12 protein-coding genes are annotated in these 11,442 nt (G+C 70.9%); 3 read left to right on the top strand and 9 right to left on the bottom strand.

What is annotated here, in order from left to right:
• A partial coding sequence (locus D7V80_RS37195; protein WP_199738950.1) for a hypothetical protein occupies positions 1-215 on the bottom strand: 215 nt, incomplete at its 3' end.
• 106 nt (positions 216-321) lie between these two features.
• On the opposite strand from D7V80_RS37195, the gene mazG reads away from it, so the two are divergent.
• Together mazG and rpsT are read left to right on the top strand one after the other, a co-directional pair.
• Positions 322-1,506, top strand: coding sequence for a nucleoside triphosphate pyrophosphohydrolase (mazG, locus tag D7V80_RS37200; protein ID WP_120592585.1), 1,185 nt, complete (start codon positions 322-324; stop codon positions 1,504-1,506).
• A gap of 173 nt (positions 1,507-1,679) precedes the next feature.
• On the top strand, positions 1,680-1,946 hold the full coding sequence (gene rpsT / locus D7V80_RS37205; RefSeq protein ID WP_014395478.1) for a 30S ribosomal protein S20: 267 nt from the start codon (positions 1,680-1,682) through the stop codon (positions 1,944-1,946).
• A 46-nt stretch (positions 1,947-1,992) separates the two neighbouring features.
• Here rpsT and lptE read toward each other — a convergent pair whose 3' ends face one another.
• The 3 genes from lptE to leuS all read right to left on the bottom strand — a co-directional run bounded on the left by lptE (position 1,993) and on the right by leuS (position 5,736).
• The gene (gene lptE, locus D7V80_RS37210) at positions 1,993-2,514 is read right to left on the bottom strand and encodes an LPS assembly lipoprotein LptE (RefSeq protein ID WP_120592586.1); all 522 of its coding nucleotides are present in this window, start codon (positions 2,512-2,514) and stop codon (positions 1,993-1,995) included.
• Positions 2,515-2,614: 100 nt separating this feature from the next.
• Positions 2,615-3,214 (bottom strand): hypothetical protein, encoded by a 600-nt coding sequence (locus D7V80_RS37215; protein ID WP_120592587.1) that lies wholly within the window; start codon positions 3,212-3,214, stop codon positions 2,615-2,617.
• A 20-nt stretch (positions 3,215-3,234) separates the two neighbouring features.
• A complete protein-coding gene (leuS, locus tag D7V80_RS37220; protein ID WP_120592588.1) occupies positions 3,235-5,736 on the bottom strand; it encodes a leucine--tRNA ligase in 2,502 nt (833 codons plus the stop codon).
• A gap of 216 nt (positions 5,737-5,952) precedes the next feature.
• Here leuS and asnS point away from each other — a divergent pair, with 216 nt between their 5' ends.
• Positions 5,953-7,353: an asparagine--tRNA ligase gene (gene asnS, locus D7V80_RS37225; protein WP_120592589.1), complete on the top strand. Its 1,401-nt coding sequence runs from the start codon at positions 5,953-5,955 to the stop codon at positions 7,351-7,353.
• Positions 7,354-7,360: 7 nt separating this feature from the next.
• On the opposite strand, the gene D7V80_RS37230 is transcribed toward asnS, so the two are convergent.
• From D7V80_RS37230 to D7V80_RS37250, 5 genes are all read right to left on the bottom strand, one after another.
• Positions 7,361-8,251, bottom strand: coding sequence for an NAD(P)-dependent oxidoreductase (locus tag D7V80_RS37230; protein ID WP_120592590.1), 891 nt, complete (start codon positions 8,249-8,251; stop codon positions 7,361-7,363).
• A 25-nt stretch (positions 8,252-8,276) separates the two neighbouring features.
• On the bottom strand, positions 8,277-9,998 hold the full coding sequence (locus D7V80_RS37235; RefSeq protein ID WP_120592591.1) for a putative ABC exporter domain-containing protein: 1,722 nt from the start codon (positions 9,996-9,998) through the stop codon (positions 8,277-8,279).
• Positions 9,995-10,768: an ABC transporter ATP-binding protein gene (locus D7V80_RS37240; protein WP_120592592.1), complete on the bottom strand. Its 774-nt coding sequence runs from the start codon at positions 10,766-10,768 to the stop codon at positions 9,995-9,997. The genes D7V80_RS37235 and D7V80_RS37240 overlap by 4 nt, the downstream gene beginning before the upstream one ends.
• A gap of 27 nt (positions 10,769-10,795) precedes the next feature.
• Complete coding sequence (locus D7V80_RS37245) at positions 10,796-11,179, bottom strand: response regulator (protein ID WP_120592593.1); 384 nt, start codon at positions 11,177-11,179, stop codon at positions 10,796-10,798.
• 69 nt (positions 11,180-11,248) lie between these two features.
• Positions 11,249-11,442: chemotaxis protein CheB (locus tag D7V80_RS37250; RefSeq protein WP_304988477.1), on the bottom strand; the 194-nt coding region annotated here is incomplete at its 5' end.

An 11,442-nucleotide genomic window follows, 5' to 3' on the forward strand; every position in this document is an offset into this window, starting at 1 on the left:
GTGTCGGGGCGGGGCTCGGGATCCGGTTCGTCGGCCTCCTCGGGGCCGGTGTCCTCCACCGGATCATCCTCCGTGGCGTGGAAGGTGCTGGGATCCGGCTCCGGCTCGATGACCTTCTCCTCGATGCGCAGGAGCGGCTCCTGCATCAACGCAGGGGCGCGCGCGGGGACAAGCAGCACGAGGCTGCAACACAGGCCGAGGAACGAGCGGAGCATCCGGACGTCCGATGATAGGCGACAGGCCGGACGATCCGAAATCATGTGGTGCCCACCGGCCGTGCTACAGGATCCCGCGGCGGGGGGATTGCTCGGGAGTGAATGAATGGCGGCGCCTGGAAACGAGCTGGAACGACTGGTGGAGATCATGCGGCGCCTTCGGGCCGAGGGCGGCTGCCCGTGGGACCGCGAGCAGGACCTGCGCTCGCTGCGCCCCTACCTGACCGAGGAGGCGTTCGAGGTCCTGGATGAGATGGACCGCGTCGCCGACGGCGGCCCGTGGCGCCCGCTGTGTGAAGAGCTGGGGGACCTGCTCTTCCAGATTGTCTTCCACGCGCAGCTGGCGGCGGAGCTGGGCGAGTTCACGATGGCGGACGTCTGCGCGGCGATCAGCGACAAGATCACCAGCCGGCATCCTCACGTGTTCGGGGATCAGCAGGTGAAGGGCGCCGAGCAGGTGCTGGCCAACTGGGCGCAGCTGAAGGCGGAGGAGCGCAAGAAGAAGACCGGGCGCGCGGGCTCCGTGCTGGACGGCGTGCCCACCGCGGCCCCGTCCCTGCTGCGCGCGGAGCGCCTGACGGAGAAGGCCAGCCGCATCGGCTTCGACTGGCCGGACCTGGCCGGGGTGCGCGGCAAGCTGGACGAGGAGCTGCGCGAGCTGGACGAGGCCATCGCGTCGGGCGATCGGGACGCCATCGAGCACGAGTTGGGGGACGTCCTGTTCTCGCTCGCGAACCTCGCGCGCTTCGTGAAGACGCCCGCGGAGGACGCGCTGCGCATGGCCACGCGCCGCTTCGTCACCCGCTTCCAGTACATCGAGGCGAAGCTGAACGAGGAGAACGTCCCCTTCGGCGGCGCCACGCTCGCGCACATGGAGCGCCACTGGCAGGCCGCGAAGGCCGTGGAGAAGGCGCTGCCCCCGCCCAGCCACCCGCCGCGCGCGTCCGTGGCCACCCTGCGCCTGGCGGTGCCGGACGTGGCGGCCCAGAAGGCCTTCTGGGATGAGCTGGCCTCCTGGCTGGGCTGGGCCCCCACCCGGACGACGGATGGCACGGCGGCCTACACGGGCGCGGGCCTGGGGCTCGTCTTCATGCCGGGCGCCCAGGCGCAGGCCGGATCCGGGCTGGCCATCACCCTGGAGGCCCCCTCCGCCTCGGGGGTCGCCCGGCTCCTGGAGCTGTTCCGGGCCCACCATCCGGGGCGCCTGGTGCCGTGCGCCAACTTCGAGGCGGGCTTCCAGTTCGTGGATCCCGCCGGGCTGCGGTGGGAATACGCCGCCCCGCCGGCATGATTCTTCCGGCGTGAAGCGCCGGTGGGGGCTCCGGGAGGCATTCCGGAGGCCTCCCAGGGGTTCCGGAACTGGAAATCCTGATCGCGATCGCACGCGTGCCTTGACGCAACGGGGGCGTCGCAGTAAGGACGGCCCCTCTTTTTCCTTGCCTTGCCTTCCGCTGGAGCATTGCCTTGGCGAACACCAAGTCCGCAGAGAAGCGTTACCGCCAGTCCCTGAAGCGCCGCGCCCGGAACGTGAACGTCCGGACGACCGTGAAGGACGCCGTCAAGTCCGCCCGCGAGGCCATTGCCTCCAAGGACGGTTCGAAGTTGACGGACGCGCTGAAGGCGGCTTCCAAGACCCTCAACAAGGCGGCCAGCAAGGGCGTCCTGCACAAGCGCACCGCCGCGCGCCGCATCTCCCGGCTGGCCAAGGCCGCCGCGAAGAAGAAGGCCTAGTCGTCCCGTCGCACCACCGTGGGTCGAGGACCGGGCTCCCCGGTCCTCACCAGGTGCTGGCCAGCCGATCGTAGCCGTCGCGCATGAGCAGCTCCGCCAGGCGCGCCAGCGCGGCCTGACGGTTGGCCTCGGCTTCCAGGACGTTTCCGCGTCCCTGGAGGTAGTCCTCGGTCCCCGCCACCACTGTCTCCGACAGCAGCTGTCCCTCCTTCACGAGGCGCAGCCGCACGGTCGTGGAGATGCGGTAGTTGTTGGGGATGATGGTCGGGGACGTCCAGATGTTGAGCACCGCCCCTTCAATCGTGGACGCGCAGCCCGGAGCGGTGGCCAGCCGGCCGGCCTGGATGAGCTGGTTGCGCAGGTAGCGCGTGAAGAGGTTCTCCAGCCCGGGCTCCGCCGTCTCGTTGGCGAAGATGGGCGCGCACACCTGCCCCGTGCCCTCTGGCAGCGCGGAGCCCCACGGGCTGAAGCGGTAGCCGCACCCGGCGCCCAGCATCGCCGCCGCCACCACGCCCCACCGGAACGCCTTCACCGCACCCGCCTGAACCGCGTTCCTTGAGGGCCGCATGGGCGCGCACCCTACCCGGCCGCGATCCTCCGTCAAGCGTCGGGGCCGGCCCGCGGCGTGGCTTCGCGACCGGGCCCGGTGTCCCGCGGCGCGGGCTCGCTCAAGCGTCAGAGCCGGCCAGCGGTACGCCACGCATGCGTCCGGCGTCCGCCAGCGTGGCTCGCGCCGCCGTTAGCCGGGCTTCGCGGGCGGAGCCCTTCAGCGCCATGCCCAGGGGCCACTCCATGCGCGTGCCGTCATCCAGCTCCACGCGGAGGCCATGGTGGCGGTACAGCGCCGCGAGCCCCAGGCCGATGACGCCCGCCACGAAGGCCATGAGCCGCACCTCCTGCGTCGGCGCCCAGAAGAGGCCCAGCGCGGTGAAGGCGAGCAGCCCCAGCGCCTCGAAGTAGGGCCGCGTGCGCCACTCCAGCCGCCGCACCCGCGTCCAGGGCACGTCGACCGCCGGGCCCCCGCCCGGGCGCCCCTGGAACGACAGCCGCGAGTCGTTCACCGCCAGGGCGCGCCGGTTGCCCAGGTCCAGCGCCAGCGGGGGAACGCCCGGCAACGGCGCGGGCGAATCCGGAGCCTGGGGAGCCTGGGCAGACCGGGGCGGCAGGGGCGCCTCCGGCAGCTCCGCGTTGCAGAAGGCACAGCGGCGCCGGGCGGCCGTCTGGGGGCGCCCGCAGGCGGAGCACATGACGAGCACTTCCGCGGGCACCGGCCCTCCCTCTCCCGCCGTCAGCCGACGACGAAGTTCACCAGCCGCTTGGGGACGAAGACGAACTTGCGCAGCGTCTTGCCTTCCAGGGCGGCCTTCACCTTGTCGTCCGCCTCCGCCGCCGCGCGCACGTCCGCCTCGCCCGCGTCCGCCGCCACGCGCACCTCCGCGCGCAGCTTGCCGTTCACCTGCACGGCGTACGGAATCACGTCGTCCACCACCAGCGCCGGGTCGAACTCCGGCCAGGCCTCCGTGACGGTGGACGCCTTCGCGCCGTAGGCCTCCGCCAGCTCGTCCGCGATGTGCGGCGCGATGGGCGTGAGGATGCGCGCGAGCAGCCGCACCGCCTCGCCCATGGCCGCCTTCTCCGCGGGCGTCTCCGGCGTGCCCACCGCGTAGAGCGCGTTCACGCACTCCATGACGCCCGCGACGGCGGTGTTGAAGGACAGGCGCTCGATGGCCTCCGTCACGCGCTTGACGCACTTGTGCGCCGCGCGGCGCGTCTCCAGCGCCTTGCCCTCGTAGGGGCCCGAGTGCGTGGCCTCCGCCGAGGAAGCCTGGTGCGTGGCGGCCAGCGTCCACACGCGCTTGAGGAAGCGGAACACGCCCTCCACCTGCTCGTGGGACCAGTCGAAGTCGCGCTCCGGCGGGCCCGCGAAGAGCACGTAGGTGCGCGCGGTGTCCGCGCCGTACTTCTGCACGATGGTGTTGGGCGCCACGCCGTTGCCGTAGCGCTTGCCCATCTTCCGGCCGTCCGCGCCGTTGACGATGCCCTGGGTGATCAGCCGCGTGACGGGCTCGTCCACCGGAGACAGCCCGAGGAGCTTCATCACCCGGGTCCAGAAGCGGAAGTAGAGCAGGTGCATCACGCCGTGCTCGGGGCCGCCCACGTAGATGTCCACCGGGAGCCAGCGCTTCCCCTCCTTCGGGTCGAAGGGCGCCACGTCGTACTTCGGCGAGAGGTAGCGCGCGAAGTACCAGCAGGAGTCGACGAAGGTGTCCATCGTCTCCGTCTCCCGGCGCGCGGAGCCGCCGCACTTCGGGCAGGTCGCGTTGACGAACTCCGGCACCTTCGCGAGCGGCGGCTCCCCCTTGCCGGTGAGCACCGCCTGCGTGTCGATGTCCGGCAGCCGCACCGGGAGCTGATCCGCCGGGACGGGGATGCCCTTGCGGTCGGGGTCGCACTTCTCGCAGTAGACGATGGGGATGGGCGTGCCCCAGTAGCGCTGGCGGCTGAAGCCCCAGTCCTTCTGGCGGTACGTCACCGTGGCCTTGCCCTGCCCCTGCGCCTCCAGCTTCGCGGCGAGCTTCACGCGCGCCTCGGCCGAGGGCATGCCGGTGAAGTCACCGGAGTCCACGAGGACGCCGTCCTCCGTGTACGCCGCGTCGAGCGTCTCCCCGGCACCCAGCTTGTCGCCGGACGCCGGCTGGATGACCACGCGCACGGGCAGCGAGTACTTGCGCGCGAAGGCGAAGTCGCGCGCGTCGTGCGCCGGCACGCTCATCACCGCGCCGGTGCCGTAGTCGCTCACCACGAAGTTGGCGATCCAGATGGGGACCCGCTGGCCCGTCACCGGGTTGAGCGCGTAGCCGCCGGTGAAGACGCCCTCCTTCTCCGCGTCCTCGCCCAGCCGCTCCGCCTTGTTCTGCGCGGCCATCTTCCTGGCGAACGCGTCCACGTCCGCGCGGCGGTCCGCCGTGGTCACCTGGGCCACGAGCTTGTGGTCCGGCGCGAGCACCACGTAGGTGCAGCCGTAGAGCGTGTCCACGCGGGTGGTGAAGACGCGCAGGGCGGCATCATGCCCCTGCACGCGGAAGTCCACCTCCGCGCCGTCCGAGCGGCCAATCCAGTTGCGCTGGGCCGAGGTGATGCGGTCCGGCCACTCCTTGAGCGTGTCGAGCGCGTCGAGCAGGTCCTGCGAGTACCGGGTGATGCGGAACGCCCACTCGGGCATCTCCTTGTCCTGCACCTCGGAGTCACAGCGCTCGCAGCGGCCGTCCTTCACCTGCTCGTTGGCGATGACGGTGTGGCAGCCGGTACACCAGTTCACCTTGCTGAAGCGGCGATAGACGAGCCCGCGCTCGATCATCTGGAGGAAGAACCACTGGTTCCAGCGGTAGTACTCCGGCTGGCTGGTGTTGACCTCGCGCGCCCAGTCGTAGCTGTAGCCGAGCGTCTTGATCTCCGCCTTGAACGACTCGATGTTCTCGCGGGTGCGGATGGCCGGGTGGACGCCGTCCTTGATGGCCGCGTTCTCCGCCGGCAGGCCGAAGGCGTCCCAGCCCATGGGGTGCAGCACGTCGAAGCCGCGCATCTGGTAGTAGCGCGCGTAGACGTCCCCGATGAGGTAGTTGCGCACATGCCCCATGTGCATCTGGCCACTGGGGTACGGCAGCATCTCCAGGACGTACTTCTTCGGGGCATCCGGACGCCTGCCTGCCCGGAAGAGGCCCTCCTGCTCCCAGCGGGTCTGCCACTTTCCTTCAATCGACTGCGGCTCGTAACGCTCGTTCATCGCCATGGCTTTTCGGACTCTTAGCGGGAGGTAGGACACGCGGGCAACAAGTCTTGGCGCGTCGAAAGCCTGGACGGCTGGCGCCCCCCGGGCCCTGACCGGGAAACCCGGAGGGACGGGGGCCAGGCCGGCCCGGGCCGGGGCCAGGCCTCGCTCGGTGCTTGCCCTCGGGCCCGGGCGCGACTAACTCGCCTTCCCGGTCTGGAGCAGAGGGAGAGCACCATGCAGGTCGTGAGTGTGAAGAAGGCCCTGTCGGGGGCCGTCGAAGCGGGCTCGAAGGTGGAGGTGCGCGGCTGGGTGCGGACGCGCCGCGACTCCAAGGCGGGCATCAGCTTCGTGAACGTGAGCGACGGGTCGGTCTTCGACCCCATCCAGGTCGTCGCGCCCAATTCGCTGCCCAATTACGAGAAGGAAGTCCTGCACCTCACCGCGGGCGCCTCCGTCATCTGCCGGGGCACGCTGGTGCAGTCCCAGGGCAAGGGGCAGGCGTTCGAGATTCAGGCGGACGAAGTGCAGGTGCTGGGCCTGGTGGACGACCCGGACACCTACCCCATCCAGCCGAAGCAGCACTCGCTGGAGTTCCTGCGGGAGGTGGCGCACCTGCGCGTGCGCACCAACACCTTCGGGGCCATCACCCGCGTGCGCAACGCGGCGGCGCAGGCGGTGCACCGCTTCTTCCACGGGGAGGGCTTCTGCTGGGTGAACACGCCCATCATCACCGCGAGCGACGCGGAGGGCGCCGGGCAGATGTTCCGCGTGTCCACGCTGGATGCGCACAACCCGCCGCGGGGCGAGAACGGGAAGATCGACTGGGGCAAGGACTTCTTCGGCAAGGAGGCCTACCTCACCGTGTCCGGGCAGCTGAACGTGGAGGCGTACTGCCTGGCCATGTCCAAGGTCTACACGTTCGGCCCCACGTTCCGCGCGGAGAACAGCAACACCACGCGGCACCTGGCCGAGTTCTGGATGATTGAACCGGAGATCGCCTTCGCGGACCTCAACGAGGACGCGCTCCTGGCGGAGCGGTTCCTCAAGTACGTGTTCAAGGCCGTGCTGGACGAGTGCGCGCCGGACATGAAGTTCTTCGAGGAGCGCCAGCAGAAGGGCGTCACGGAGCGGATGGAGAAGTTCATCGGCTCCAGCTTCGAGCGCATCGACTACACGGAGGCCGTCTCCATCCTCCAGAAGGCGAAGAAGAAGTTCGAGTACGCGCCGGAGTGGGGCAAGGACCTCCAGACGGAGCACGAGCGCTACCTCACCGAGGAGCACGTGGGCCGGCCCGTGGTGGTGATGAACTACCCGGAGGCCATCAAGGCCTTCTACATGCGCATCAACGAGGACGGGAAGACCGTGGCCGCGATGGACGTGCTCGCGCCGGGCATTGGCGAGATCATCGGCGGCAGCCAGCGCGAGGAGCGCCTGGACGTGCTGGACGCGCGCCTGAAGAAGTTCGGCCTCGATCCCGCGCACTACCAGTGGTACCGCGACCTGCGCCGCTACGGCACGGTGCCCCACGCGGGCTTCGGCCTGGGGTTCGAGCGGCTCATCGTCTACATGTGCGGCCTGCAGAACATCCGCGACGCCATCCCCTACCCGCGCGTGCCGGGCTCCGCGACGTTCTAGTCCGGGCTCAGGACTTCTTCGTGATGCCGGCGCGCTCCTGTGCGAGCGCGCCGAGCGCGGACCAGTCCTCATCGCCGCGCCCCTGGGCAACGCCGGTGAGGAAGTGGTCGCGCAGGAGGCTCGCGAGTGGCAGCGGCACCTCCGCCGCCCTTCCCGCTTCGAGCGCCAGCGTCACGTCCTTGAGGCCCAGGCGCAGCGCGAAGCCCGCAGGCGAGTACTGCCCCTTCGCGATGGCGCCCGCGTAGTTCTCGAAGATGGGCGCCTTGGCGAAGACGGACTTGAAGACGTCCAGGAACGCGGCGCGCTCCACGCCGCACTTCTCCGCGAGCGCGAAGGCCTCCGACAGCGCCTCCATCATCGACGCGATGAGGAAGTTGCCGGACAGCTTCACCGTGTTCGCGGCGGAGGGCCGTTCCCCCAGTTCCGTGAGGCCGCGCCCCAGGGCCGTGAGCACTGGACGCACGCGCTCCACCTGCGCCTTCGGGCCCGCGGCGACCACCCAGAGCTGCTTGCCCGCGGCGGCTTCGGGCCGGCCGAAGACGGGGGCGGAGACGTAGCCCTGCCCCGCGTCCGTGTGCGCCTTCGTCAGACGCTCCGACAACGCGACGGAGATGGTGCTGGAGGAGACGTGGATGGCGCTCTTCGGCAGGGCACTGACGATGCCGTCCTTGCCGAGCACGGCTTCTTCCGCGGCGTGGTCATCCGCGAGCATGGACACGAGGACCTCCGCGTCGCGGGCGGCCTCCGCGGGCGTCTTCGCCACGCGCGCGCCCTGCTGCTTCAGCGGCTCCGCCTTGGAGGCAGTGCGGTTCCAGACGACGAGCTCATGGCCCGCGTCGGCCAGATTCTTCGCCATGGGCGTGCCCATGTTCCCCAACCCGATGAAGCCGACCTTCATGGAGATGCTCCCTTCGTGCTCGCGTTCACGCTTCGTTCGACTGTTCTTCCGACACGTCCAGCCGCTCGAAGGCGCGGCCCAGGACGGCGACGCCCAGCGTCACCTCCGCGAAGAGTGCCCCCGCCGCCGCCAGCCCCGCGAGCGGAACCGCCCACCGCCCCATGACAGTGAACAGCGGATAGCCCACGAGGACGGCCACCACGGCGGCCGGCAACAGTCCCAGGAACGTCACCACCAGCGTGCCCACCAACGTGAGCAGCCGCTGGCCCAGCGCCTCCACGCCGCGCGCCCGCTCGGAGTCCGCCGGTATCCACGCGGGCAGCAGCACCACCGCCGCGTTCTGCACGAACAGCCCCGCCAGGCCCAGCGCCGGCAACACCGGGAGCAGCCCCAGCACCACCGGCGTGGACCATGGCGCGAGCGTCACGTCGTCCGCGCCCACGCCCAGCACCAGGGCCAGGAGCAACATCACCCATTGCGCCACACCCAATGTCAGCGCGGACGCCGCCAGCTCCGCGCCCACCACCTGCCGCCCCGTGAGCGGCAGCGCGCGCAAGAGCTCCAGCTTCGGCAGGTCCATGCGCAGGTCGGTGCGGAACGCGCTCGGGCCAATCACGGCCATGGCCAGCGCGACCATCAGGGCCATGGGGCCCAGGAACTCACGGCTGTTGGAGAACAGCCGCGTGTCCCCCATCACCAGCGCGAACACAGCGCCCAGCACACCGAAGGACAGCAACATCACCAGCCCGCTGCCCATGCGCCTGCGCGCGATGAGGTTCTTCCACAGGAGCGCGACCTCCGGACGCCCCCGGGCCATCAGCACGAAGGGCACCTTGCCGACACGGATGGAGCCCGAGCGCGCGGCCCGCTGCTCCCGCCGCCGCGTCCGCGCCTCCGCCCCGGCCACCGCGGAGTCCTCGAAGGGCACCTCCACCGCGAGCACCCAGGCATAGTGCGCCACCAGCAGCGCCAGCGACGCGGGCAGGTAGCGCAGGAAGCCCTCCCAGCTTCGCGCCATCGCGGGGGCCACCAGCGCCCTGCCCGGCCACAGCACCGCTCGGGGTCCGGGGGCGTCGAGCACCTCGCGCAACCACTCGCGCACGGCGAAGGGCCTGGAGAGGTTCTCCGGCAGCGGATAGTCGCGCAGCGTGGACAACAGCGTGCCCATCCCCGCGACCAGGAGCACCGCCACGACCGCCCACCGCACCGCGCTGCCCCAGCGGCCTTGAGACACGAGCCACGCGCGCACGAAGGACGCCGCCGTGCCGTGCAGGTAGAGCGTCCCCATGGCCAGCGCCGCGCCCAGGAAGAAGAGCACCGGGCGGGGGCTGGTGAAGCGCCCCACGAAGAGGGTCGCCGCCAGCGCCGCGAGCATCGCGCTCAAGAGGCCGCGCAGCAGCTTGTAGTGCAGGAGCGCCTTGCGCGTGACGGGCGCGGCGAAGAAGGTCTGCACCTCCGTCTGCGTGAAGGTCAGCGCGGGCCGGTCCGCGCCCAGCACCCACGCCGTCACCAGCGTGCCCAGCACGGAGACCTCCAGCGAGAACTCCGCGAACAGCCTCGCGTTGGGGGACACCGCGCGGCCCGTGCCCTGCACGAAGACGCTGCGCCCCACCAGCGAGTACAGGTACGCGAGCCCCACCAGCGCGCCCAGGAGATAGCGCGGACGCTTCAGCCGCTGCACCTGGCGCACCACCCGGTTGCGCCACGTCCTCACCCAGAGGAACGCCACCGCGCTCGGGAAGCTCACGCCGGTTCGTTCCCCCGCGCCCGCGCCTCCTCCGACGCCGCGCTGGTGATGCGCACGAACAACTCCTCCAGCGACGCGCCGTCTCCGGCTCCGCCCGCCATCTGCTCGCGGATCTCCGGCAGCGAGCCCAGCGCCACCGCGCGCCCTCCGGCGATGACGAGCAGCCGGTGGCACAGCTCCTCCACCAGCGGGAGCAGGTGCGACGACAGCACCAGCGCCGTGCCCTCCTCCGCGCGGCGGCGCAGCGAGGCCTTCATGCGGCGGATGCCCAGCGGATCCAACCCCGTCAGCGGTTCATCCAGGAGGATGAGCCGGGGCTGGTGCAGGAAGCCGCACGCGATGGACAGCTTCTGCTTCATGCCCCGCGACAGCTCGCCCGGCAGCGACTTCTCCCGGCCCGTGAGCTCCATCTCCTCCAGGAGCGCGCGGCCCCGCGCCTCCCAGTCCTCCACGCCGTAGAGGCGCGCGGTGAAGTTCAGGTGCTCCCAGACGGTGAGGTACTCGAAGAAGCGCGGCTCGTCCGGGAGGAAGGCCAGCTGGCGCTTCGCCTCCACCGGGGCCCGTGCCACGTCGAAGCCCGCCACCCGCACGCGCCCCGCGGAGGGCGGGAGGATGCCGGCCAGACACCGCAGCGTGGACGTCTTGCCCGCGCCGTTGGGCCCCACGAGGCCCAGCACCTCGCCCGGTGCCACCTGGAAGGAGAGGCCGCGCACCGCCCGCACCGCGCCGTACGTCTTCTCCAGCCCCTCGACGTCCAGCGCCGGTTCCATGCGTGCCCTTGGAAGTCCTGTCGAAGCTCAGCCGAGCTTCAGCAGTTCCTTCACCGTGTCCAGCACCACGCGGGCCTGCACGGGCTTCACCAGGTAGGCCGTGGCCCCCAGCGCCATGGCCCGCTCCCGGTCCGCCGCCGCGCCCTCCGTCGTCACCACGACGATGGGCACCGCCCGGTGGTCTTCCGTCTGGCGGATGTGGTGGATGAGCTTCAGCCCGTCCATCAACGGCATGTTGATGTCCGTCATCACCAGGTCGAAGCGGCCCTGCGTGGCGAGCTTCTTCAGCCCCTCCACGCCGTCCTGTGCCTCGATGCAGACCACGTCGGCCAGGCGCTGGAGCGCGTACATGATGCTGCGGCGCATGGCCTGCGAGTCATCCACCACCAGCGCGCGGATCTGCTGCGACATGGGCACCAGCCTAGCACCCGTGCGCCGGCCGTCCCGGGATTGTGCGGCGGCTGTCATGCAACCAGCGATTCACTGCCCGCCGGACTGCCGTCGGCGGCGCACCAGCGCGGCCAGCTCCGTCCCGATGGCGTCCAGGGCCAGCACCCGGCTCACCGCGCCCGTGGCGATGGCCTCCTTGGGCATGCCGTACACCACCGCCGTGTCCTCGGACTCGGCCCACGTCTCGCCGCCCTCGCGGCGGACCGCGCGCACCCCCTGCGCCC

Origin of the sequence: Corallococcus sp. CA054B, assembly GCF_003611625.1 — a bacterium.
Taxonomy (GTDB): domain Bacteria; phylum Myxococcota; class Myxococcia; order Myxococcales; family Myxococcaceae; genus Corallococcus; species Corallococcus coralloides.

Bases quoted from the DNA above. Each gene is read 5' to 3' on its own strand.
- asnS (WP_120592589.1), top strand. From the start codon at position 5,953: ATGCAGGTCGTGAGTGTGAAGAAGGCCCTGTCGGGGGCCGTCGAAGCG.
- lptE (WP_120592586.1), bottom strand. From the start codon at position 2,514: ATGCGGCCCTCAAGGAACGCGGTTCAGGCGGGTGCGGTGAAGGCGTTC.
- D7V80_RS37240 (WP_120592592.1), bottom strand. From the start codon at position 10,768: ATGGAACCGGCGCTGGACGTCGAGGGGCTGGAGAAGACGTACGGCGCG.
- D7V80_RS37230 (WP_120592590.1), bottom strand. From the start codon at position 8,251: ATGAAGGTCGGCTTCATCGGGTTGGGGAACATGGGCACGCCCATGGCG.
- leuS (WP_120592588.1), bottom strand. From the start codon at position 5,736: ATGGCGATGAACGAGCGTTACGAGCCGCAGTCGATTGAAGGAAAGTGG.
- D7V80_RS37245 (WP_120592593.1), bottom strand. From the start codon at position 11,179: ATGTCGCAGCAGATCCGCGCGCTGGTGGTGGATGACTCGCAGGCCATG.
- mazG (WP_120592585.1), top strand. From the start codon at position 322: ATGGCGGCGCCTGGAAACGAGCTGGAACGACTGGTGGAGATCATGCGG.